Source organism: Bacteroides sp. 3_2_5 (assembly GCF_000159855.2).
Lineage (GTDB): Bacteria > Bacteroidota > Bacteroidia > Bacteroidales > Bacteroidaceae > Bacteroides > Bacteroides fragilis.
Map to the genome: position 1 here is coordinate 1,979,573 of NZ_JH636044.1, position 26,014 is coordinate 2,005,586.

Annotated in this window: 12 protein-coding genes; 10 read left to right on the top strand and 2 right to left on the bottom strand. The window is 41.3% G+C overall.

Annotated elements, in window-relative coordinates; all coding sequences use genetic code 11:
- Positions 1-95: 95 nt before the first annotated feature.
- Together BSHG_RS09955 and BSHG_RS09950 are read right to left on the bottom strand one after the other, a co-directional pair.
- Complete coding sequence (locus BSHG_RS09955; protein WP_008659452.1) at positions 96-1,658, bottom strand: RagB/SusD family nutrient uptake outer membrane protein; 1,563 nt, start codon at positions 1,656-1,658, stop codon at positions 96-98.
- 17 nt (positions 1,659-1,675) lie between these two features.
- Positions 1,676-4,999: a SusC/RagA family TonB-linked outer membrane protein gene (locus tag BSHG_RS09950; protein ID WP_005786639.1), complete on the bottom strand. Its 3,324-nt coding sequence runs from the start codon at positions 4,997-4,999 to the stop codon at positions 1,676-1,678.
- A 761-nt stretch (positions 5,000-5,760) separates the two neighbouring features.
- Here BSHG_RS09950 and BSHG_RS09945 point away from each other — a divergent pair.
- The 10 genes from BSHG_RS09945 (at position 5,761) to BSHG_RS09900 (ending at position 25,973) form a co-directional block, all read left to right on the top strand.
- Complete coding sequence (locus BSHG_RS09945; protein ID WP_005786649.1) at positions 5,761-8,931, top strand: SusC/RagA family TonB-linked outer membrane protein; 3,171 nt, start codon at positions 5,761-5,763, stop codon at positions 8,929-8,931.
- Between the two features lie 11 nt (positions 8,932-8,942).
- Positions 8,943-10,958 (top strand): RagB/SusD family nutrient uptake outer membrane protein, encoded by a 2,016-nt coding sequence (locus BSHG_RS09940; RefSeq protein WP_005794997.1) that lies wholly within the window; start codon positions 8,943-8,945, stop codon positions 10,956-10,958.
- 283 nt (positions 10,959-11,241) lie between these two features.
- A complete protein-coding gene (locus tag BSHG_RS09935; RefSeq protein WP_005786655.1) occupies positions 11,242-12,876 on the top strand; it encodes a sialidase family protein in 1,635 nt (544 codons plus the stop codon).
- Between the two features lie 31 nt (positions 12,877-12,907).
- On the top strand, positions 12,908-14,920 hold the full coding sequence (locus BSHG_RS09930; RefSeq protein ID WP_008659459.1) for a family 20 glycosylhydrolase: 2,013 nt from the start codon (positions 12,908-12,910) through the stop codon (positions 14,918-14,920).
- Positions 14,921-14,940: 20 nt separating this feature from the next.
- The gene (locus BSHG_RS09925; RefSeq protein WP_008659460.1) at positions 14,941-15,603 is read left to right on the top strand and encodes an SGNH/GDSL hydrolase family protein; all 663 of its coding nucleotides are present in this window, start codon (positions 14,941-14,943) and stop codon (positions 15,601-15,603) included.
- Positions 15,600-17,672: a GDSL-type esterase/lipase family protein gene (locus BSHG_RS09920; RefSeq protein ID WP_008659462.1), complete on the top strand. Its 2,073-nt coding sequence runs from the start codon at positions 15,600-15,602 to the stop codon at positions 17,670-17,672. The genes BSHG_RS09925 and BSHG_RS09920 overlap by 4 nt, the downstream gene beginning before the upstream one ends.
- A 21-nt stretch (positions 17,673-17,693) precedes the next feature.
- Positions 17,694-20,264, top strand: coding sequence for a beta-mannosidase (locus BSHG_RS09915; protein WP_008659464.1), 2,571 nt, complete (start codon positions 17,694-17,696; stop codon positions 20,262-20,264).
- Between the two features lie 19 nt (positions 20,265-20,283).
- Positions 20,284-22,608, top strand: coding sequence for a family 20 glycosylhydrolase (locus tag BSHG_RS09910; RefSeq protein WP_005786667.1), 2,325 nt, complete (start codon positions 20,284-20,286; stop codon positions 22,606-22,608).
- Between the two features lie 10 nt (positions 22,609-22,618).
- Complete coding sequence (locus tag BSHG_RS09905; RefSeq protein ID WP_005786669.1) at positions 22,619-23,833, top strand: cyclically-permuted mutarotase family protein; 1,215 nt, start codon at positions 22,619-22,621, stop codon at positions 23,831-23,833.
- 67 nt (positions 23,834-23,900) lie between these two features.
- Positions 23,901-25,973 (top strand): family 20 glycosylhydrolase, encoded by a 2,073-nt coding sequence (locus BSHG_RS09900; RefSeq protein WP_005786671.1) that lies wholly within the window; start codon positions 23,901-23,903, stop codon positions 25,971-25,973.
- Positions 25,974-26,014 lie beyond the last annotated feature (41 nt).

Genomic DNA, 26,014 nt, shown 5'->3' on the forward strand with positions numbered 1-26,014 from the left:
ATCAGATATGACTGAAAAAAGAAGCTGCCTCCAAGAGTATTGGGGCAGCTTCTACATGTAATAAATAATCGTATTTAAAACCTATTGACTAAGTTTTATTTTTCATATCCGGGGGTCTGTTTCAGCAAGGGGTTGACACTCATGACATTTACATCAATAGGCCATAACAGCTTGTATTCTTCACTCGGATCCAAAATCGATTTGTCTGCCGGATAATTAGCCGTAGCAGAAAATGCCAGAGACTTACCGTTGGCATCATGCATACGAACCACATCAAACCAACGTTTACCTTCCCAAACAAACTCTTTATCGCGTTCATGGAGAATGGCTAATTCGTTTTCCGCATAATTTCCTTCAGTATATTTATTAGCTTCATAATCGGAGCCATATGCACGTTTACGTACTTCGTTGATATAGCCGGCACATGGATTTCCAAGACCATTTTCGACTTCAGCCATCATTAACAGAGCATCAGCATAACGATAGACAATGAAATCGGTATCGTAAATACGGTTATTATTTGAATTAATAGAACCGATAGCTTTCTGCATGACGCAGCCAAAACCTTCCTTGTTCTTTTTAGTATAATACTCTAAGAATGTCGCATCACGGCGAGTATCTTTTTCATCGTAACTTTTCCAGAAATCTTCTGTGTATTCATGGCGGAAAACGCCGCCTGTGCCTTTCAGATTTAATGTATCTGTTTCGATTTTCTTGTCATCGTGACCGTAAACCTGTCCAATGAACACCGCATCCTGATAAAGAAACATACCTCCCCAATTGGTTGCCTCACCATCTGCAAAATGTAAAGTGAAAATAACCTCAGCATTGTTTCTATTGGAAGTACTGAACACATCACTAAACTTATTCAATAGCTGGAATTTACCAATTATCCCATTTAAGGCGTTTTTGGCGATCTCCAAATCAGATTTTCCGGAAGCAGTATAACCATTAATGGAAACTTTTGCAGCCCACATATAGATTTCGGCTTTTAACATTAAGGTTGCAGCTTTGGACCACATTGTTTTATCATGCTTGTTATTTATTTCCGTTGTGCCAAAATAACTTTCTGATTTTCCGATATCTTCTTTTATGAAAGATAAAGTAGCTTCCGGGGTAGCACGTTCAACGTAGAATTTGTCCGCAGTAACTTTACCATCCAACAACTCTACAGTTGTAACTATAGGTACACCACCATAAGTTTTATAAAGCATAAAATAATAAAGTGCTCTCAAACCGTATGCCTGTCCTAAGTAAGTTTTTCTATCTGCTTCACTTAGGAAAGCACACTCATTTTCAACTTTTTGAATAAAGTGATTCACTTGCATAATAGGACTGTATAGTCCAAACCAGTTAGTGAATCCCGGATTATCTTGACTTAAGGTATTGGTACGCAGTATAGCGTAGTCCAAACTCGTATTTTGAGAAGAGCTACCAACGCGTTGTGTACCACCACGCAGTTCTCCCAAGCAATAAAACATGTCATAGTTTCCTCTCAATTGAGAATGCATTCCGTACATGAATCCTTCTACCTGGGCTTCATTATTCCAGTAATTACCACTTCCGAAATAATCTTCGGGAGCAAGGTCCAACGCATCACATGACGTATAAAGAACAGATGATACAAATAAGGAAATGATATATATTATTTTTTTCATAATTTATATTTTTATATTTAGAAAGAAACATTAATACCAAAAATCACTGTGCGAGGCAATGGATATCCTCCATTATTATCAGCTTTTTCGGGTGAGAATAAGTGCTTTGCTTCTGTCAAATAACCTAAATTCTGACCTGTTATTGAAAGTTCTACATTAGATAACTTAGCTTTCTGAACCAATATTGAAGGCAATTTATATGACAGTGATAATTCGCGTAATGCTATATAGTTTCCATTATAGGCAAACATGGATGAACTACGGCAATAATTACGTTTACCCAATTGATCGGCCCATACATAAGTCGGATATTTAGCATTCGGATTTTCCGGAGTCCATGTGTTTTTGGTCTCCTCAATAGTATTGTATGTACCTTGAGCACATGACATGATCCACATCGTTTTCCAGTCTACAGCAGTGAATCCCAATGCATAGTCGAAACGTGCCGACAAGGTAAGGTCCTTCCAACTTACAGTTGTATTGATACCACCGGTCCATTTAGGCACAGTATTTCCAACCTTTACCATGTCATAATTGTCAATGACTCCATCGTTATTAACATCTTTCCATTTTACGTCACCCGGCTGAATGGGAAGAGCATTCGACTTCTGAGAATCTGTCAGTTTATTGTAACCTTCAGCGCCACCATACAGAGGACGGCCGCTAGAACCATTGTTACCTGTTGTCAAATCAATCAGATTAGCGGGTATTTCATCTTGAGATTTGTACAGTCCTTCTGCAACAAACATGTAGAGATCACCCGGACGTTGGCCCTCTTGGTATCCTCCGACCCATTTCTTTTCATCTCCGTTTCCTGTATAAACTTGATAAGCACTCTGACGATTTCTTTCAAGTCCGTTATCCGGCAAAGAAACAACCTTGTTTTTGTTCAAAGCACCATTCCAGTTTAAATTCCATTTCCAGTCCTTAGCATCAATAATCCGGAAACCTAATTCAAACTCAAAACCTTGATTCTGGAACTCACCATTGTTTGAAGTAACCGAACTTACACCTGAAGTGGAAGGAACTGTGATATTAGCATATTTATCACTGGTCAGACGATTGTAATAAGTTAAATTGGCATTGATTCGATTTTCTAAGAAGCCCATATCCAAACCTACTTCAAAAGTTCTCGATTTTTCCCACATCAAATAGGGATTAGGAATACTACTCAATAAGAAACCGGTTGAACCATTATAACGATTACTTCCATAAGCACCTTGCACTGTATAGTTACCAACAAAGTTCTTGTTTACATTACCATTTAAACCAAAGCTGGCGCGTAATTTACCAAATGAAAGAATAGATGCTGTATTCTTCATAAATTCTTCTTTACTGAATACCCAACCGGCTGATACCCCCGGGAACACTCCCCAGCGGTTCTCTTCGGCCAGTTTTGAATATCCGTCACGTCTCAAAACCAAAGAAAGTAGGTACTTGGATTGGTAGTCATAATTAACGCGTCCAAAGAATGACATAATGCGTTGACGAGAATGTGAAGAGTCTATGGAACGCTTACCTTCCTCTTTGGAAGTGTATTCCAAATCCATAAAGTCATCAGTGGGAGCCCCGGAACCAGAAGCGCTAAATCCTTTACTGTATGAATCATAGTACTCAAAACCAACCATTGCATCCAAGAAGTTATCTTTGTTGATCTGATAATTATAGTTCAACACTGCATTATATGTTTGGTCAAGAGTGCGTGCGTATGAAGCAGAAGTAGAATGAGATGTAATCAAATTACCGGGAGAACTCAAATAATCTTTATTGAAAGCTTCTGTTTTTTCTTCAGAATAATACCAAATAGCCCCTAATTTCAATGATAGACCTTTCATGAAATCGATTGTGAAAGACTGATTCATTGTAAACTTATCCGTATTATTATCACGGACAAACTGCTTGAAATTGTATTGCTGATTACCATCACCGGAGTTCGGGCCTAACAACATATCACCATCTGCATTGTAGCCTCGGAACGTAGGAGGTAATGAAAGACAGCGTGAGAAATAGTTTGCTTCAGCTGTTTGTGATGCAGGAAGTCCATTCCAAGTCGCATCCGCAAAATTGAAACTTGAATTAGAAGTCAACCATTCTTTAAGTTTATAATCTGCGTTAAAAGTAAAGGTGATTCGTTGGTACCAGTTTCCCACTGCCGTACCTTCACTTTTATTGTAACCTAAACCTGCATAATAGTTACCTTTATCATTACCACCACTGACACTCAAGTTATAATCTTGAGAGAATGATGGGGTATTGATATTGAAGTCGGCAATATTGGTGTTTTTATAGATAATTTTATCACCATATATCGGATCTATCATGGTTTGCCATCCCTGATCAAGCAGGAATGATAAATTATCCGAATATAGCATCGGACTCCATATAGCGGAGCTTGTCTTATTTCCGTCTAATGGCGTTACACCATCTTTGTCAAAATACAGGTTACCTGTTCCGTAAGGAGTTGCAGTCGTTAGTCCACTTAAAGAAGACCATCCTTTTATGCCGGCACCGTCCGGATGTTTCATATCTCCAACGTAAGCATTCATATAACCTGTACGCATCCAATAAAGATAATCGCCGGCATTCATAAAGTTATAGGAATCTTTGAAATAGTTTAAACCAAACTTAGCTTTCAGATTCACCTCTGCTCTACCAGATTTACCACGTTTGGTTGTTACAAGTACTACACCGTCATTTGCACGTGCACCGTAGATAGCTGTTGCACCGGCATCTTTCAAAACTTCCATAGATTCAATGTCATCAGGATTAATATCGCTTAAAGAAGAACGTACCTGACCATCAATTAAAATAAGTGGAGAACCAGAACCATCAAAGTTTGTACCACCACGAAGTACTAAGGTTGGAGCACTGCCCGGATTACCGGAAGTTTGGCTTACTGACAAACCCGCTACGGCACCCGAAAGAGCTTGAGCCGGATTAGTAAACATACCTTGTTTCAAGGTCTCTTCTTTTACTTTAGCGATAGAGTTTGTCACTTTCGTACGCAGCTGTTTGCCACCATACCCCGTTACAACAACTTCCTCCAACATTTCAGAATCTTCTTTCAGCTGAATATTGAAAGAACCTTTACCTTTCACATCGATTGTCTGAGGTTGATACCCAACAAAAGAAACTTTGATCTTTCCGTTAGGATCGACCATTAATGTAAACTTACCGTCAATGTCAGTAATCACACCATTGGTGGTACCGACCTCGACAACACTCGCTCCGATGACTGATTCACCGCTAGCATCCGTAACCACACCTGTGATTGATTTCTTTTGTGCCATGGCTCCAAGAGAACATAAAATGCACAAAATCAAGAAGATGGTTTTCTTCATAAGTATTGCTTTTTGAGTTAATAATAAAGATGTTTATATGTGTTTTTGGTTATTTAAACTAAGTTCTATCGGTACTTGGTATTTTCATTACCTAAATAATAAATGAAAAAGGTTAAATTTATTATTTCTTTTCATTTATATACTATCAAACCGTTGCAAATATATATATTATATTAAAAACTCACAAGCATATTTTAAATATATTTTTTATATAGACGAAATAATATTGAAAAACTAAGATAACCCACTTGGAAATTTCACAAAAGATTGTTTATGGGGTATTCTCTCTCATATAATATTGATTTCTTATATTATATATATAGCGATTCACCTTAGAATAGGTATATGTAATATATTATTGTTTTAAAAAGCTATTGGACTGACTTGAAAAGGGCGAAAGGATATATTCAAAAACCTTATTATATGTTATAAGGTGTTTCTTTGTGTTGAAATATAGATAACTCTTTTTGGCTTATTGAAAAGTAGATTTTAGAGGAATTGGGACGAGAAAAAAATATTTATTGCTTCACTACTTTTCACCATTATTAATTCATAAGTGTTTTTTTACTAAAAATACCATGTTGTTTTGATTCACTATTAAGATGTAATGACTTGTATTATAGCCAATTATATTTTATCTTGATTCTGTATTTACTATTTAAAAAGCTAAGTACCGATAGGACTGTACTCATTTTCAGGTATTTATATTTATGGAGTTTAGAAGAGATAATTTTCCTTTTTTATTAACTAAAAATCAATTTATGAAAAAAGTCCTTTTTATTTTGTTGGGCTGTTTGCTATCGTTTAATGTGATGGCACAGGTAAAGGCGATTTCGGGACTGGTAACAGATGTTACCGGGGAGCCCGTTATTGGGGCAAGTGTTGTAGAAGTGGGAACCACTAATGGAGTAATTACTGATTTAAACGGTAAGTTCTCGTTAAAGGTGGCACCTAATTCACAATTCTTGGTGAGCTATATTGGTTACAAGCAACAAACAATTAAAGTTGGCTCTGAAAGCACTTATAATATTGTGCTGAAAGAGGATGCGGAGGTTTTGGATGAAGTTGTTGTAGTCGGTTATGGTTCGCAAAAGAAGGTGAACGTTACAGGGGCTGTAGGAATGGTTGGTGCTGAAGCGTTGGAAGCGCGTCCGGTAGCAAATGCTTCACAAGCATTGCAGGGTGTTGTTCCCGGCTTAAACCTTACTGTTGGTAATAACGGTGGCGCCCTTGATGGAACGTTAAACATGAATATTCGTGGAGCCGGAACGATTGGTGATGGATCGGGTTCATCCCCACTGGTTTTGATTGATGGCATTGAGGGGGATTTGAATACTGTCAATCCCAATGATATCGAATCTGTTTCGGTATTGAAGGATGCTGCATCCGCTTCTATTTATGGTGCAAGAGCTTCATTCGGTGTAATTCTTGTAACAACGAAGAGTGGTAAGAGCGGTAAGACCAATGTGTCATATAGCGGTAGTGCTCGTTTCTCAGACGCTATTGGTGTACCGGATATTATGGATTCTTACACTTTTGCTCAGTACTTCAATCGTGCTTCTGCCAATAAGGGTGGTGGTGACATTTTTGCCCCTGCTGTAATGGAGCGTATCAAAGCTTATCAAGAGGGAACGCTGAAAGCTACTACTGTTGATAATGGAGCAGGCATTTGGCAAAAATGGGCTAACGCGAATGGAGATACGGATTGGTTTGAAGAATTCTATGATCATTGGGCACCATCTCAGGAGCATAATCTTAGTATTAATGGTGGTACGGATAAGACTCAATACCTGATCAGCGGAAGTTTCCTGGATCAGAAAGGTTTGATGCGTCATGGAAAAGACAAATTTCAACGCTACACGCTGAACGGTAAGATTACAACGGCTGTCACTGATTGGTTTAAGGTGACATATTCTACTAAATGGACCCGTGAGGATTTTGAGCGTCCTTCTTATCTGACCGGAAACTTTTTCCATAACTTAGCTCGTAAATGGCCTGTACATCCGGCTTATGATCCGAATGGATTCCCTATGGATGAGGGTGAAGTGGAGCAGATGGAAAATGGTGGAAAGCAAAACAGTCAGAAAGATTTTTATACGAATCAGTTGCAACTGGTTTTCGAACCTATTAAAAACTGGAAAATCAATCTTGACGGTAGTGTACGTACCACTACTCAATATCAGCATTGGGAAGTATTGCCTGTTTATGCTTATAATGTAGCCGGAGATCCTTATTATACAGTGTGGGATATGGGATATGGTTCTTATGCGGCAGGTTCTTCTCGAGTGAATGAATATAGTTGGAAGGAAAATTATTATACTACAAATATTTATTCGGATTATTTCAAGCAGTTCGATAACGGACATTATTTTAAAGTGATGGCCGGTTTTAATGCAGAGTTATATAAAACCAGAAACATTACGGCTGAAAAAAATACTTTGATTACCCCGGGGGTACCTACTATTAATACGGCAACTGATGATCCGCAGGCTTATGGTGGTTATGCTGACAACTCAGTAGCCGGTTTCTTTGCGCGTGTTAACTGGAGTTATAAAGACCGTTATATGTTTGAGGCTAATGGTCGATATGATGGTTCTTCCCGCTTCGTAGGAAAAGAACGTTGGGGATTCTTCCCATCATTCTCTGCCGGTTGGAATATTGCTCGCGAACCATTCATGGAGAGCTTTGCTGAAAAAATTAATATGGGAAGTTTAAAGTTGAGAGCTTCTTGGGGGCAGCTGGGTAATACGAATACCAATGATGCATGGTATCCATTTTATCAAACGATGCCTGTAGGGTCTAATTACGGTTGGCTAGTAAATGGCGAACGTCCTAACTATGCTACAAATCCGGGTATTGTCAGCTCTAAGAAAACTTGGGAGACAGTGGAGACTTGGGATGTCGGTTTGGATTGGTCTTTCTTCAATAACCGTTTATCCGGTTCATTCGACTATTTCGTACGTTATACTTATGATATGATCGGCCCGGCTCCCGAACTTTCAAGTTTGTTGGGAACTTCAGTTCCGAAGATTAACAACTCGGACATGAAATCGTATGGTTTTGAGTTGGAGGTAAATTGGAGAGATCGGATCGGTGAAGTTTCTTATGGAGCAAAATTTGTACTTTCTGATGACCAACAGAAGATTCTGCGCTATCCGAATGACTCGTATGATGTAGGTTCGTATTATAAAGGTGAACATTTGAACGATATTTGGGGATTGACAACAATCGGTATTGCTAAATCACAGGAAGAGATGGATGCTCATTTGGCAAAAGTCGATCAATCTTCTGTTGGAACCAATTGGGGTGTCGGTGATATTATGTATGCCGATTTGGATGGTGACGGAAAAATCAGTAACGGAACCAATAAATTAGGAGATACGGGCGATTATCGTATTATCGGTAATTCGACTCCTCGTTTTAAATATGGTATTACACTGGATGCTGCCTGGAAAGGATTCGATTTCAGCATTTTTATGCAGGGGATCGGAAAACGTGACCTATGGCTGGACGGATGTTATTTCTGGGGAGCCAACGGACAAGGAAATGAGTGGCAGTCTACCGGCTTTGCCGAACATTGGGATTTCTTCCGTCCGGAGGGTGACCCGTTAGGTGCTAATTTGAATTCATATTATCCGCGCGTCAACTTTAGTGGGGATCGTAATACCAAGGTTCAGACGCGTTATTTACAGAATGGGGCATATCTGCGTTTGAAGAATGTTCAGTTGGGTTATACATTGCCTCGGGTATGGACAGAGAAAGCCGGAATATCTTCTGTACGTGTATATGTTTCGGGTGATAACCTGGCAACTATAACCAGTCTTTCTAAGATTTTCGATCCGGAAGCTACCGGAAGTTTGGCCGGAACAGGATCCGGTAAGTTGTATCCTTTGCAAAGAGTGATATCTGTTGGTGTTAACGTTAATTTTTAAATTGAAGTATTATGAAGCTTAAAATAAAAAATCTGTTTGTACAAGCATGTTTTGTTGCGGGAGGGGTAATGGCGCTCACGTCCTGTAATGACTTTCTTGATAGAGAACCTCTTTCTTCTGTCACACCGGAAGTCTACTTTCAAACGGTGGATCACTTTGCCGCTTATTCCATAGCGAGGTATCAAAACTATTTTCCTTCGCATGGTGGTTATGGAGCAGGTATAGCGAATAACGATGGTGGAACGGATAATATGGTGGCCGGAGGGCGTAGTAGTCGCTATGTAAAAGGGCTTTGGAAAGTTCCTTCCAGTGATGGTAACTGGAGTTTCAGCAATATCCGTTATTGCAACTACTTCTTTGAGAATGCTGTGCCTAAATATGAAGCGGGTGAGGTTGCCGGAGCAGATGCCGATATTCGTCATTATATTGGCGAAATGCATCTGATGCGTGCTCTTGTGTACTATAATTTATTGCGTACTTACGGTGACTTTCCGATCGTAACAGAGGTTTTGCCCGATGACAAAACGGTGCTGATGGAAAAAGGTGTCCGCCAACCTCGTAATCTGGTTGCCCGCTTTATCCTGAAAGATTTGGATGATGCTGCCAATATGATGTACAGTAAGGGATTTAAAAATAATACCCGTTTGAATCGTGAGACAGCTTTGCTGATTAAATCCCGGGTGGCACTGTATGAAGCTTCTTTTGAAAGATACCACAAGGGTACAGGGCGTGTACCGGGAGATGATAACTGGCCGGGAAAGAAAGTACATTCTAATTTCTCATTGGATGTAGAAGCTGAGGTTGACTTCTTCTTGACAGAAGCCATGAAGGCAGCGGAAGAAGTTGCAGATAAAATAACTTTGACCCCTAATACAAAGGTTGAAGATCCTGCTAGTCCTTCTATTACATCCGGATGGAATCCTTATTTTGAAATGTATGCCAATGTTGATTTAAGCGGCTATGACGAAGTGTTGTTCTGGCGTCAGTATGCAAAAACCGGTAGTTTCTCTATCATGCATGGCACCCCGGCATGGATTGCGTCCGGTTCTAATCATGGCTTGTTGAAAAGCTATGTTGAAAGCTTCTTGATGCAGGATGGTCTGCCTTGGTATGCGGCCAGTAGCGCAGCACCTTATAAGGGGGATGCTACATTGGATGATGTGAAGGCCAATCGCGATAACCGTCTTCAGTTGTTTATGTTTGGTGAAAGCAATTTTGTACCAGTATATTCGACCGAGGAACCGGGCACTGTGAAAATGTTTGCTCCGCATCCTGTATCTAACCGTGAAGAGATGAGAGACCAGACAGGATATCGTATTCGTAAATATGCCAGCTTTGATATGGCACAGAATGTATGGGGAAAAGCTGAGTCGACTACCGGATGTATTATTTATCGTGGCGTAGAGGCTTATCTGAATTATCTGGAAGCTTATTATATGAAGAATGGTAACGTTACAGGTAAAGCAGCTCAATATTGGAGAGCCGTTCGTGAACGTGCAGGCGTAGATCCTGATTTTACAAAAACAATCAATGCGACCGATTTGAGTCAGGAAACAGATTGGGGTAAATATTCGGGTGGACAAGTTGTAGACGCCACCTTATTAAATATTCGCCGTGAACGTCGTTGCGAATTTATTGGTGAAGGGATGCGTTGGGATGATTTGGTACGTTGGCGTTCAATGGATCATCTGCTGACAAAAAATTATATCCCTGAAGGATGTAATTTCTGGGATGAAATGTACAAATCGGCTAATAAAGATGAGAATGGTGCTGAGGTTACATTTAAAGATTCTGGTGAAGAAGGTTCTAATATCTCTTCACGCTCCTTTAAATACCTGCGTCCGTATGCTATTTTGAAAACCAATAATGATGTATACGATGGGTATACCTGGCAGAAGGCACATTATCTCAATCCTGTGCCGGTTCGTGAGATGGAATTGCTGTCTCCGGATGAAAAAGCAGAGACATCTGTATTGTATCAGAATCCTTATTGGTCAACTAAGATTGGGGAAGTGGCTGAAGAATAATTGAGTTTTCAATAGATCACCGAAATAAGATAAAGGAGAGGGATGTTGCTCGAGATAACATCCCTCTCTTTGTTTTTAAATACAATCCAAATCCTGATTGATGGGATAGTCTTCAATGACCGCTTTGAATATGTTTATTTCCGATGGTTTAGTGCTTTGCGTCGAATAGTGTCTTGTTTATTAAATCGACCGTATATAATAAAATATTTAATTAACATAACCGTTATATAATAAAAAATACTATCTTTGCTCCCGATAACATAAATATTAATTAGTCGATACCATGAAAAAAGCCGTAATTCTATTTTCGCTTTTCTGTTTTCTGTGTGCTATACCGGTAGTTCAAGCAGCAGATACCATTTTTGTTCGTGAAACACGTATTCCTATTTTGATAGAAAGGCAGGATAATGTCTTATTCTATCTCCGTTTGGATGCTAAAGAGAGCCAGACCCTGAACGATGTAGTGTTAAACTTGGGTGAAGGAGTGAATCTTTCTGAAATTCAGTCCATAAAGCTTTATTATGGAGGTACTGAAGCATTGCAGGATAGTGGTAAAAAACGTTTTGCTCCTGTTGGATATATTTCCAGTAACACTCCGGGGAAAACACTTGCCGCCAATCCGTCTTATTCAATCAAAAAATCGGAGGTGACTAATCCCGGTAATCAGGTTGTTCTGAAAGGAGATCAGAAACTGTTTCCCGGAATCAATTATTTCTGGATTAGTTTGCAAATGAAGCCGGGCACTTCGCTTACCAGCAAGGTGACCGCGGATATCGCTTCAATTACTTTGGATGGCAAAAAAGCCCTGTTGGATGTAGTTTCAGAAAATGGGATAGAACACCGTATGGGAGTAGGAGTGCGCCATGCCGGAGACGATAATTCTGCCGCATTCCGTATTCCGGGATTGGTGACTACTAATAAAGGTACGTTACTGGGAGTTTATGATGTACGTTATAACAGTAGTGTTGACTTGCAGGAGCATGTTGATGTTGGTTTAAGCCGCAGTACAGATGGTGGAAAAACTTGGGAAAAAATGCGTTTGCCTTTGGCTTTTGGAGAATTCGGTGGTTTGCCTGCCGGTCAGAATGGGGTAGGAGACCCTTCTATCCTTGTTGATACAAAAACAAATAATGTTTGGGTGGTTGCTGCCTGGACACATGGTATGGGTAATCAGCGGGCATGGTGGAGTTCACATCCGGGTATGGATATGAACCATACAGCACAACTTGTTTTAGCTAAAAGTACAGATGATGGTAAAACATGGTCTGCACCTATTAATATTACAGAGCAGGTGAAAGATCCTTCTTGGTATTTCTTGTTGCAGGGACCGGGTAGGGGTATCACTATGAGTGACGGTACTTTGGTATTCCCAACTCAGTTTATCGATTCGACACGTGTGCCCAATGCCGGTATTATGTACAGTAAAGATGGTGGCAAGAACTGGAAGATGCACAATTATGCACGTACGAACACTACAGAAGCCCAGGTAGCTGAGGTCGAACCCGGAGTGTTGATGTTGAATATGCGTGATAATCGTGGAGGAAGCCGCGCTGTGGCTATTACAAAAGATTTGGGTAAAACATGGACGGAACATGAATCTTCTCGTAAGGCATTGCCGGAATCTGTTTGTATGGCTAGTTTGATCAGTGTGAAAGCAAAAGATAATGTGTTGGGCAAGGATTTATTGATTTTCTCTAATCCTAATACGACAAAAGGACGCTATAATACTACTATTAAAATAAGTTTGGATGGCGGTGTGACTTGGTCACCCGAACATCAGCTGTTGTTGGATGAAGGCAATAACTGGGGTTATTCTTGCCTCTCTATGATTGATAAAGAGACGATTGGTATTCTTTATGAAAGTAGTGTGGCGCACATGACATTCCAGGCTGTGAAGTTGAAAGACATTATTAAATGAGAGATTTCCCCCATAAACTAAATAAATACCGATGAGAAACAAACAAATTTTCTTAATCAGTTTCATTATTTACTTATGCACAATTTCTTCGGTTCGGGCAGGTGAATATCACCTGCTCCCGGAACCGCAAAAGTTTACCCCTTTAGGTTCCAGTTTTGTGCTGGGCAGAACAAAGCTTTCTACTCCGGTGCTTCGGCAAGAGTGGGAAGCTTTTGTTGTTGATAGGGGTGGAGTGATTGATGACAAAGCTCGTGCAAGTATTGAAGTGAAACTGGTACCTTCGTTAGAAGAGGTACCTTTGAACGCAGACGAAGCTTATCGCCTGGTGGTAAATAATGGCAAAGTTACGGTTGAGGCTGTGACGGAGCATGGTGTGTATTGGGCTATGCAGACTTTGGCCCAGCTACAGGATGTACAAAAGAAAAAGGCAACATTCAACGGTTGTTCAATTGTTGACTGGCCTGCTTTCCGAATACGCGGCTTTATGCAGGATGTAGGGCGTACGTATATGTCGATTGAAGAATTGAAACGTGAAATTGCTGTTCTTTCACGATTTAAAATTAATGTTTTTCATTGGCATCTGACTGAAAATCAATCATGGAGATTGCAAAGTAAAATTTTTCCGATGTTGAATGACAGTGTGAACACGACTCGTATGCCGGGTAAATACTATACATTGGAAGAAGCGAAAGATTTAGTCGCTTTTTGTAAAGCGCATAATATACTTTTAATTCCGGAATTTGATATGCCGGGGCATAGTGAGGCTTTTGTCCGTACATTCCGTCATGATATGCAGAGCCCGGAAGGAATGAAAATTCTTAAATTGCTGGTAGATGAAGTTTGCGAGACTTTTGATGTACCTTATCTTCATATTGGTACGGATGAAGTTCGATTTACCAATCCAAAGTTTGTTCCGGAAATGGTCGAATATGTCCGTGCCAAAGGAAAGAAAGTCATTTCGTGGAATCCGGGATGGCATTATAAACCTGGCGAGATTGATATGACGCATTTGTGGAGTTATCGTGGAAAAGCCCAAAAAGGTATTCCCGCAATTGATTCTAAGTTTCATTATCTCAATCATTTTGATACTTTTGGCGATATCATTGCATTGTATAACAGCCGTATTTATAATGTTGAGCAAGGAAGTGACGATATTGCAGGGACAATTCTTGCCATCTGGAATGACCGTTACGTAGCTAACGAACGCAATATTATACTTGAGAATAATTTCTATCCTAATATGCTGGCTATTGCTGAACGTGCATGGAAAGGCGGAGGTACAGAATATTTTGATAAGAATGGTACTATCTTACCTTCTGAAGGCTCTCCGGAGTTTAAAGAATTTGCTGATTTTGAGAATCGTATGCTTTGGCATAAAGAGCATACATTTAAGGGATATCCGTTCGCCTATGTAAAACAGACGAATGTAAAATGGAATATTACTGATGCATTTCCTAATGGTGGAGATTTGAATAAAGTCTTTCCTCCGGAACAGGAATTGAAGGATTCTTATTTATATGAAGGAAAAGAGTATGGGGTACACCCTGCCATTGGTGCGGGTATCTATCTTCGTCATGTATGGGGGAAAATGGTACCTACTTTCTATAAAGATCCGCAAGAGAATCATACGGCTTATGCCTATACATGGGTTTACTCTCCGAAAGATCAGGAAGTAGGGCTGTGGGCTGAATTCCAGAATTATGGTCGTTCGGAAATGGACCTGGCTCCATTGCAAGGTAAATGGGACTATAAAGGCAGCCGTATCTGGATCAATAATGAAGAAATACAGCCACCTGTATGGACAGCTACTCATCGTACAAAGAGTAATGAAATAGCGTTGGGAAATGAAAATTGTGTGGCACGTCCACCTATCGCCGTCCATCTGAATAAAGGCTGGAATAAAGTTTTCCTGAAATTGCCGGTTGGCAAATTCAATATGCCCGAGGTGCGGTTGGTGAAGTGGATGTTTACTACAGTTTTTGTAACTCCTGACGGAGAAAATGCAGTGGACGGACTTATCTATTCGCCCGACAAAACGAAGTGATTGAGAAAAAATAAAAACGAATGAAGAAAATTTTATTAATGATGTTGTTGCTCGCCTCAATGGCGAGCAACGCACAGGAACGCAAATATTCTACGTTCTATTATCAACGTGCAACTCTGTTTGAGGAGTTGCCTGTGACTTCAAAAGATATCATTTTTCTGGGTAATAGCATTACCAACGGGGGAGAATGGAGTGAATTATTGAATAATAAGCATGTCAAGAACCGAGGAATCAGTGGTGATATCTGTATGGGTGTTTATGATCGGCTGGATGCGATTTTGAAAGGAAAACCCGCCAAAATATTCTTGTTGATCGGCATAAATGATGTAAGCCGGGGCACTTCTGCAGATACAATTGTGAACCGTATTGGTATGATTACTCAAAAAATTAAACAAGATTCTCCAAAAACAAAGCTATATTTGCAAAGTATACTTCCGGTAACCGATCATTATAAGATGTTTGGCGGACATACGTCACGCTGGCAGGAAGTGAAAAAGATCAATGAAGGACTGATGTATCTTGCTGATAAAGAGAATGTGACCTATATCGATCTTTATTCTCATTTTGTTGATGAGAAGACCGGGAAAATGAATATTGAGTATACTAATGATGGTTTACATTTACTGGGAAAAGGCTACTTAAAATGGGTTGATATTGTTAAACCTTATATAAATAAGAAATGAAAAAGATACTATTCTTATCTCTGTTCTTGATGGTATGCACCATTTTATCCGCACAGAAGCGGGTGAAAGTGGCTTGTGTAGGGAATAGTATTACATACGGATATACTCTTCCGAATCCTGCAACGGACTCTTACCCATCACAGTTGCAACAACTCCTAGGGGAGACTTACGAAGTTGGAAATTTCGGGAAATCAGGAGCTACCTTATTGAATAAGGGACATCGTCCTTACATGCAGCAAGAAGAATTTAAAAAGGCAATTGCTTTTGCCGGTGATATTGTTGTTATCCATTTGGGTATTAATGATACGGATCCACGTGATTGGCCGAACTATCGTGACAGTTTCGTGAAAGATTATCTGGCGTTGATTGATTCTTTCAGAGTTGCTAATCCTAAATGTCATATTATTATTGCCCGTTTGACACCGATCGCTGACCGTCATCCTCGTTTTGAGTCAGGTACCCGTGATTGGCATGGAGAAATTCAACAAAGTATTGAGACGATAGCTAAATATGCAGGAGTTCAGTTAATGGATTTCCATGAACCGCTTTATCCTTACCCCTATCTTCTTCCGGATGCTGTACATCCTAACGTAGAGGGAGCCGGTATTCTTGCAAAAACGGTATATTCGGCGATTACAGGAGATTTTGGAGGGTTACATCTATCTGAGTTGTATACTGATAACATGGTACTTCAACACGGAGAGCCGTTGGCTATCCGAGGCAAAGCAAATGCGGGTGAAAAAGTGACTGTTTCAATAGCTAAACAGAAGTTGACTGCAAAGGCTGCTTCCAATGGAGACTGGACTGTCACCATTCAGCCGTTAAAGGCCGGTGGTCCATATACACTGACTGTCTCTGCCGGAAAACAGAAACAAACATTCAATAATGTTTTGGCCGGAGAAGTGTGGCTTTGTTCCGGACAATCTAACATGGAATTTTATTTGAGTTGGAGTAAAACGGCTAAAAGAGATATTCCGCAGGCTGCTAATGATCAGATTCGTTTGTTCGATATGAAGGCACGCTGGCGTACGGACGCAGTGGAGTGGGATGCATCCGTATTGGATTCGTTGAATCATTTGCAGTATTATAAAGATACCGAATGGACGGTTTGTTCACCTGCAACAGCAGGTTCTTTTTCTGCTGTGGCCTATTATTTTGGCAAAATGCTGCAGGATAGCCTGAAAGTGCCTGTAGGATTGATTTGTAATGCGATTGGTGGTTCGCCTACTGAAGCATGGGTTGATCGCAGTACATTGGAGTATAAGTTCCCTGCTATATTACGTAACTGGACTCAAAATGACTTTATTCAGGATTGGGTGCGCGGTCGCGCTGCTCTTAATGTGAAAAAGGCTGTTAATAAGCAGCAACGTCATCCTTACGAACCTTGTTATTTATATGAGGCAGGTATTCGTCCTTTGGAGCAATATCCTATTAAAGGCATCATCTGGTATCAGGGTGAATCGAATGCACATAATCGTGAGGCACACGAGAAATTGTTTAAGCTCTTGGTTGAGAGCTGGCGTAAAAACTGGGAAAATGAGAATTTACCTTTTTATTATGTACAGTTGTCAAGTATCAACCGTCCGTCATGGCCTTGGTTCCGTGATAGCCAGCGTAGAATGATGTATGAAATACCTCATACGGGTATGGCGGTATCGAGTGACCTGGGCGATTCACTTGATGTGCATCCCAAACATAAGCAGCCGGTAGGCGAGCGTTTGGCTCATTGGGCTTTGAATCAAACTTATGGAAAGAAGAATGTTACACCTTCGGGACCAATGTTCCGTAATGTAGAGTTTCGTGATGGCGCTGCTTATGTATCATTCGATTGTGCCGAGGGGATGCATGCATCGGACGGAAAGCCGTTACAGACATTCGAAGTGGCAGAAACAGAGGATATTTATTATCCGGCCACAGCCGAAATCGTAGGAAATCAAATTAAAGTATATAGTAAAGAAGTGAAAAATCCTCTTCACGTGCGTTACGGTTGGCAACCTTTTACCCGTGCCAATCTAGTCAACGGTGACGGTTTACCGGCGTCTACGTTCCGTACGGACTGGGGAAAATAAACTTGAAAAAGTGAGCAGTTTATGATGAAAAAGTTATTGTATGGACTTGTATGTTGTTGCAGTTTAGCCTATGGGCAAAACCAAGACACTTCGGATGTGTTAATGCTGAATGACGATTGGTCGTTTTCACAGGTAGGAACAGAAAAATGGCTGCCAGCTACTGTTCCGGGCACAGTTCATCAGGATTTGATTCATCATAAACTGCTACCTGATCCGTTCTATGGGACCAATGAAAAAAAGATTCAGTGGGTGGAGGACGAAGATTGGGAATATAAAACTTGTTTTGTCGTTACAGAGGAACAATTAAAGAGAGATGCCGCCCAGCTTTTCTTCGAGGGATTGGATACCTATGCTGACGTTTATCTGAACGGTTCTTTGGTTTTGAAATCAGATAATATGTTTGTGGGTTATGCGGTTCCTGTAAAACAGGTGTTACGTAAAGGTGAGAATTTGCTGCATGTCTATTTTCATTCTCCTATAAAACAAACTCTTCCACAATGGTCATCCAATGGATTTAATTATCCGGCTGATAATGATCACCACGAAAAGCGTCTTAGTGTATTTACTAGAAAAGCACCTTATAGTTATGGATGGGACTGGGGAATCCGCATGGTTACAAGCGGTATCTGGCGTCCTGTGACTCTTCGTTTTTATGATGTTGCCACTATTGCCGATTATCATGTGAAACAGTTGAGCCTGACAGATCAAGTCGCAAAACTTTCTAATGAATTGGAAATTAATAGCATTTCAGAGAAGGAAAAATCTGCTGAGGTTTTGATCTCTTATTCATTGCAAGGAGGGAAAGAAGTAACAGTAAAGGAGAACGTGACGTTAAAACCGGGTTTAAATAAGATTCATATTCCGTTGGATATTCAGAACCCTGTGCGTTGGATGCCCAATGGATGGGGAGAACCTCATTTATATGATTTCTCAGCACAAGTGATATGTGACGGTAAAACAATTGCCTCGCGCCAGCATCGCATCGGACTTCGTACGATACGGGTGGTAAACGAAAAAGATAAAGAGGGAGAATCTTTTTATTTTGAAGTGAATGGTATCCCGATGTTTGCCAAAGGAGCCAATTATATCCCTGATGATGCATTGCTTCCCTGTATAACCACTGAGCGTTATAAGACTCTGTTCCGGGACATGAAAGAGGCCAATATGAATATGGTACGTATATGGGGGGGAGGAACTTATGAGGATGATCGTTTCTATGATCTGGCAGATGAAAATGGTATTCTTGTTTGGCAGGATTTTATGTTTGCCTGTACTGCTTATCCCAGCGATCCTACTTTCTTGAAGCGGGTAGAAGAAGAGGCTGAATATAATATCAAACGTCTGCGCAACCATGCTTCATTGGCCATGTGGTGTGGAAATAATGAGATTCTGGAAGGATTGAAATATTGGGGATGGCAGAAAAACTATACTCCGGAAGTGTATGAAAATATGTTCCGGGGGTATGATAAGTTGTTCCGGGGATTACTTCCTGCCAAAGTACAGGAACTCGATGAAGGTCGTTTTTACAAGCATTCTTCTCCTTATTTTGCAAATTGGGGACGTCCGGAGTCATGGGGCATAGGTGACAGTCATAATTGGGGAGTGTGGTACGGCAAAAAAACATTCGAATCATTAGACACGGATTTACCGCGATTTATGAGTGAATTTGGTTTCCAGTCGTTCCCGGAAATGAAGACGATTGCTACATTTGCTGCTCCGGAAGACTATCAGATTGAATCGGAAGTGATGAATGGGCATCAGAAAAGCAGTATTGGTAATGACTTGATACGTACCTATATGGAACGTGATTATATCGTTCCTGAGAAATTTGAAGACTTTGTGTATATCGGACTTGTGCTTCAGGGACACGGCATGCGTCATGGGATGGAAGCACATCGTCGTAACCGCCCTTATTGTATGGGGACATTATATTGGCAGCTTAATGATAGCTGGCCGGTAGTTTCCTGGTCCAGTATAGACTATTATGGCAATTGGAAAGCGTTGCATTATCAGGCAAAGCGTGCTTTTGCGCCGTTACTGGTCAATGTAATACAGGAAGGCGATAGCTTGAATATTTATCTGATATCCGATATGTTGGAAAAGCAGAGTCAGCTTACACTTGAAATGAAAGTCATTGATTTTAATGGCAAGACATTAGACAAAGAAGTCATCAAGGCAGTTGAGGTAGCGATGAATACTTCTTCTTGTATCGTGCGTAAACCGTTGGACACTTGGGTGAATCCGGAACAGCGAAAGAGCAGTTTTCTACTACTTAGCCTGAAAGATAAATCGGGTAGGAAAGTGGCTGAAGAAGTTTATTTCTTTGATAAAACCAAGAATTTGGAGCTGCCTCAGACAGCTATTTCCATGAAAGTGAAACAACTCGATGGGAAGTGTGAACTGACCTTGTCATCTCCTAAACTGGCAAAAGATGTCTTTGTCCAGATTCCTGTTCAAGGAGCCCGTTTCACTGATAATTTCTTCGATCTGTTGCCGGGTGAAAACAAAAAAATAACGATAACGTCTCCGGAGATTAAGAAGGGAGAAAGCTTGAATATCACAGTGAAACATGTACGAGATACCTATAACTAACACCTATTAAATAATTTGTATGAGAAATCTTTTTAAAATTGCCGGTTTACTGGCGCTCACGGGATTTATTTCTTCGTGTAACGACAAAGAAACTACAGCTAATTACCAGGTAATTCCTTTACCTCAGGAAATTACGACTGCTCAAAGCCAACCATTTACATTAAATGGTAGTGTAAAAATCATCTATCCGGAAGGAAATGAAAAGATGCAACGCAATGCCCAATTCCTGGCTGATTATCTGAAGAAAGCCACAGGTAAGGATTATGCCGTTGAAGCAGGTACTGAGGGCAAAGGTGCTATTCTGCTTAAGTTGGGTATGGAATCAGAAAACCCCGAAGCTTATCAGTTGAGTGTGAACGCAGATGGTGTAACTATTGCTGCTCCTACTGAAGCTGGTGTATTCTATGGTATCCAGACTTTACGTAAGTCTATTCCGGTAGCTATCGGTACAACTCCTTCATTGCCGGCTGTCGAGATTAGCGACTATCCTCGTTTTAGTTATCGTGGTGCCCATTTTGATGTAGGTCGCCATTTCTTCACAGTAGACGAAGTAAAGACATACATCGATATGATGGCTTTGCATAACATGAACCGTTTACACTGGCACTTAACCGAAGATCAGGGATGGAGACTTGAAATCAAGAAGTATCCTAAACTGACTGAGATCGGTTCAAAAAGATCGGAAACTGTAATCGGACGTAATTCCGGTGAATATGACGGAAAACCTTACGGTGGTTTCTATACTCAGGAAGAAGCCAGAGAAATCGTAGCGTATGCTGCAGATCGTTATATCACTGTTATTCCTGAAATTGACCTTCCGGGACATATGCAGGGAGCATTGGCCGCTTATCCGCATTTGGGATGTACAGGTGGACCGTATGAGGTTTGGAAAATATGGGGAGTATCTGATCAGGTGCTTTGTGCCGGAAACGACAGTGTACTGACTTTTATTGATGATGTCCTGACAGAAGTAATGGATATCTTCCCTTCTGAATATATCCATGTCGGAGGTGACGAATGTCCGAAGACTGAATGGGCGAAATGTCCGAAGTGCCAGGCTCGTATCAAGGCCTTGGGAATCAAGAGTGACGCTAAACATTCAAAAGAAGAATATTTGCAGAGTTTTGTTATCAATCATGCAGAAAAATTCCTGAACGAACATGGACGTCAGATTATTGGCTGGGACGAAATCCTGGAAGGTGGACTGGCTCCGAATGCTACAGTGATGTCATGGCGCGGCGAAGGTGGCGGTATCGAAGCTGCCAAGCAGAAACATGATGTTATCATGACCCCGAACACTTATCTTTACTTTGACTACTATCAGACCAAGGATACAGAGAATGAACCTTTGGCTATCGGTGGTTATGTGCCTTTGGAAAGAGTTTATGGTTACGAACCGATGCCTTCTTCATTGACACCGGAAGAACAAAAACATATTATTGGCGTACAGGCTAATCTTTGGACGGAATACATTCCTACTTTCTCTCAGGCTCAGTATATGGTGTTGCCGCGTTGGGCTGCTTTAGCAGAGGTTCAATGGTCTAATCCTGAAAAGAAGAATTATGAAAACTTCCTGAGCCGTTTGCCGCAGTTGATTAATATTTATGATGCTGAAGGATATAATTATGCCAAACATGTATTTGATGTGAAATCTGAGTTTGTAGCTAATTCGGCCACAGGAGCAGTAGACGTAGTGATGACTACTATTGACGGTGCTCCCATTCATTATACATTAGATGGAACTGAGCCTACGGCAGCTTCTCCTGTGTGTGATAGTATTCTTACAATCAAGGAAAGTTGTACTCTGAAAGCGGTTGCTGTCCGTCCTACCGGAAACAGCAAAATGCTGACTGAACAGATTGCTTTCAGTAAATCTACTTCAAAACCTATTAAAGCCAATCAGCCTGTAAACAAGCAATATGAATTTGGTGGTGTTTCTACATTAGTAGACGGACTGAAAGGAAATGGCAATTATAAAACAGGTCGTTGGATCGCTTTTTATAAAAATGATATGGATGTAACGATTGACTTGCAACAACCTACCGAGATCTCCAGTGTAGCTATCACTACTTGTGTTGAAAAGGGCGACTGGGTATTTGATGCACGTTCTTTCTCAATTGAAGTATCAGATGACGATAAGACTTTTACAAAGGTAGCTTCTGAAGCATATCCTGAAATGAAAGAGACAGATCGTAATGGCCTTTACGAGCACAAATTGACTTTTGATCCGGTAAAAACCCGTTATGTGAAAGTGATTGCAACATCGGAACACTCGATTCCGGCATGGCATGGTGGTAAAGGTAATCCGGGCTTCTTATTTGTAGATGAAATTACGTTGAATTGAAAAAATAGAAATGACAGAAATTAAAACGATTCGTTTTCTTTCTATCATTGGATGTTTACTTGCCGGGATGGCTGCTTCGTGCAGCTCCCGGCAAGTTGCGCCTAATGAAGAAGGGATTAGCGTGCAGAAAATGACCGGATTCCCCGAAGGAGAACCCGGTTTTTCTTTGGGTGTATCGGCATGTTATGCCGGCATCTATCAGGGAGAATTATTGATTGCCGGCGGATGTAATTTTCCGGAAACTCCGGCAGCTGAAGGAGGGAAGAAGAAATTCTACCAAGGTATTTATGCTGCTGACGCTTCTGCAGATTCAGTTTTCGTGTGGCGAAAAGTAGGTCAGCTGCCCGTTGCTGCTGCTTATGGAGTCTCAGTATCGACTCCTCGAGGGATAGTGTGTGTGGGTGGATCGAATGAAAATGGATCCTTATCTGCCGTTTACCGCCTTTCTTTGAGTGATGATAAACAAGCTGTGATTGTAGATACGCTGCCATCTTTACCTTGTACGATGGATAACATGAGTGGTTCGGTTGTTGATTATACCCTTTTTGTAGCCGGAGGCAATGTGAATGGCAAGCCTTCGAATGGGCTTTATTGCCTCAATCTGGGCAACCCTGAGACCGGCTGGCAACAACTTCCCGATTTTCCGGGTGCTCCCCGTGTACAGCCTGTATGTGTGGGGCAGCGTAAAGAGAATGAGACACTTTTATATCTGTGGGGAGGTTTTTCCGGGGCATTCGATGGGCGGTCTGCAACTCTTTCTACTGACGGATACTGTTATTCCCCCTCTTTGCAACAATGGCAACCCGTCTCTACTCCGATAGGGAGTGATTCTGTGCCTGTAGCTTTAGGTGGAGGTGCAGGTATAGCTCTGACAGACAGTCTGATACTTTGCACCGGTGGGGTTAATAAAGATATTTTCTTGTCTGCCCTGCAACGCGAGGAGATGATGAAAGCAGCAGTGACCGGCGGTAATCAGGCAGCTGTAGACAGTTTGAAATCTGAAGCAAAAACATATATGTTGCATCCGGCTGAATGGTATCGTTTCAATGACCGTATCCTGATTTACAACACACGTCGGGATAAATGGGAAGAGGCTGTTCGGAGCCAAGATGTCGCTCGTGCCGGTGCTGCATTGACAGGACAGGGACAGACCTTCTTTAACATCAATGGTGAGTTGAAGCCGGGGATCCGTACTCCGGAAATAGCTAAGATAATGATTGACTAATTGCAGATAATCTGACATTTTACTTATATTTGTGCATTGAAAACAAAAAACTAAAACCAATCATATCATGATAAAACCTACAATGAGAATTTGTACTTTCTTGCTTGCAGCCGGTTTGATGATAGCAACAGCTGGTATGAAAGCGCAGTCTGTCATTCCCATACCTCTCCGGATGGAACAAGGAAGCGGAACTTTTCAGTTTTCCGGTGAAACCCTGTTGTATACCAATCTGAAGGGTAAGGAGAAGAAAATGATGATGGATTATCTGGAGACATTACCCATTCACTTTAAAAGTTCCAAAAAACAAGCCAAAGAGAATGTAGTCTCATTGCTGATAACAAAGGATAACTCTCAGTTACCCTCTCCCGAGAGCTATACCTTAGAAGTTACTCCCCGTAAAATAACAGTGCAGGCTACTTCCGGAGCCGGATTATTCTATGGCGTACAGACCCTTTTGCAAATGGCACAGCCTGCAATGGGAGATACTTGGTCAGTTCAGGCTACGACGATTCAAGATTCACCACGATTTGAATACCGGGGGCTGATGCTCGATGTTTCAAGGCATTTTCGCTCCAAGGAGTTTGTAAAAAAGCAGATAGATGCATTAGCTTATTATAAACTCAATCGTTTACATTTACACCTAACAGATGCTGCGGGGTGGCGTATCGAGATTAAGAAATATCCTTTATTGACAGAATTTGCCGCCTGGCGTCCGGAAGCTAACTGGAAAAAATGGTGGAATGAAGGTGGACGTAAATATTGTCGTTTCGATGCTCCGGGGGCTTCAGGCGGCTATTATACACAGGATGATATTCGTGAATTGGTCAATTATGCACGCGAGCGCCATGTTACCATTATTCCTGAGATCGAAATGCCGGCTCATTCAGAAGAGGTTCTGACCGCTTATCCGGAACTGTCCTGTTCGGGAGAGCCTTACAAGGATGCCGACTTTTGTGTCGGAAACGAGAAAACCTTTACGTTTCTTGAGGATGTGTTGACGGAGGTCATGGAGCTTTTCCCTTCTCAATATATTCATGTTGGAGGCGACGAAGCCGGTAAGGTAGCTTGGAAAACCTGTCCTAAATGCCAAAAGCGCATGCAGGATGAGCATTTGGCTAATGTGGATGAATTACAGAGTTACCTGATCCATCGCGTAGAAGTATTTCTCAATGCTCATGGACGTAAACTGTTAGGATGGGATGAGATTTTGCAAGGAGGACTGGCGCCCAATGCTACTGTGATGTCATGGCGTGGTGAACAAGGAGGTATCGATGCCGTAAAATCCGGTCATCAGGCGATTATGACTCCCGGGTCACATTGTTATATAGATGGTTATCAAGATGCACCTTATTCCCAACCTGAGGCTATTGGCGGATATCTGCCCTTGGAAAAGGTATACTCTTATAATCCGATCCCTGCCTCACTTACACCTGATGAAGCGAAGCTGATTTATGGTGTCCAAGCCAATCTTTGGGCGGAATACATCCAGACTGACGAGCATTGTGAATACATGATTTATCCTCGTATTCTTGCGTTGGCCGAAGTGGCTTGGTCTGCTCCCGAACGAAAATCATGGACTGATTTTCGCCCGCGTGCTCTAAAAGCCGTAGCATATCTACAATCCAAGGGATATCATCCGTTTGATTTGAAAAAGGAGATCGGTAATCGGCCTGAAGCGTCAAAACCGGTTCAGCATCTTGCCTTGGGCAAAACGGTTAAATATAATGCTCCTTACAATGCGTCTTATCCGGCGCAAGGCGATAAAACCCTGACTGACGGAATCCGGGGTAGCTGGACTTACAGTGATGGGGTATGGCAGGGCTTTATTTCCCGTGATCGTTTGGATGTAACTATCGATATGGGTGAGTCGACTGTTTTGCATTCGATTGGCGCAGATTTTATGCAGGTAGTAGGTCCGGAAGTCTTTTTGCCTACCGAAGTGATAATTTCTGTTTCGGAGGATGGCAAGAACTTCACCGAATTGAGTCGTCAGACACATAAAGTAGTGAAGTCGGATGCTGTGGTCTTTAAAAACTACGCATGGAATGGGGAAGCCAAAGGACGATACATCCGCTATCAGGCTCGTGCCGGAGAAGAGTTTGGAGGCTGGGTGTTTACCGACGAAATCGTTGTAGAATAACCTTCCTCACAGAGCGGGTGAAACCAAACGTATATATTAAT

Bases quoted from the DNA above. Each gene is read 5' to 3' on its own strand.
- BSHG_RS09955 (WP_008659452.1), bottom strand. From the start codon at position 1,658: ATGAAAAAAATAATATATATCATTTCCTTATTTGTATCATCTGTTCTT.
- BSHG_RS09950 (WP_005786639.1), bottom strand. From the start codon at position 4,999: ATGAAGAAAACCATCTTCTTGATTTTGTGCATTTTATGTTCTCTTGGA.
- BSHG_RS09945 (WP_005786649.1), top strand. From the start codon at position 5,761: ATGAAAAAAGTCCTTTTTATTTTGTTGGGCTGTTTGCTATCGTTTAAT.
- BSHG_RS09940 (WP_005794997.1), top strand. From the start codon at position 8,943: ATGAAGCTTAAAATAAAAAATCTGTTTGTACAAGCATGTTTTGTTGCG.
- BSHG_RS09935 (WP_005786655.1), top strand. From the start codon at position 11,242: ATGAAAAAAGCCGTAATTCTATTTTCGCTTTTCTGTTTTCTGTGTGCT.
- BSHG_RS09930 (WP_008659459.1), top strand. From the start codon at position 12,908: ATGAGAAACAAACAAATTTTCTTAATCAGTTTCATTATTTACTTATGC.
- BSHG_RS09925 (WP_008659460.1), top strand. From the start codon at position 14,941: ATGAAGAAAATTTTATTAATGATGTTGTTGCTCGCCTCAATGGCGAGC.
- BSHG_RS09920 (WP_008659462.1), top strand. From the start codon at position 15,600: ATGAAAAAGATACTATTCTTATCTCTGTTCTTGATGGTATGCACCATT.
- BSHG_RS09915 (WP_008659464.1), top strand. From the start codon at position 17,694: ATGATGAAAAAGTTATTGTATGGACTTGTATGTTGTTGCAGTTTAGCC.
- BSHG_RS09910 (WP_005786667.1), top strand. From the start codon at position 20,284: ATGAGAAATCTTTTTAAAATTGCCGGTTTACTGGCGCTCACGGGATTT.
- BSHG_RS09905 (WP_005786669.1), top strand. From the start codon at position 22,619: ATGACAGAAATTAAAACGATTCGTTTTCTTTCTATCATTGGATGTTTA.
- BSHG_RS09900 (WP_005786671.1), top strand. From the start codon at position 23,901: ATGATAAAACCTACAATGAGAATTTGTACTTTCTTGCTTGCAGCCGGT.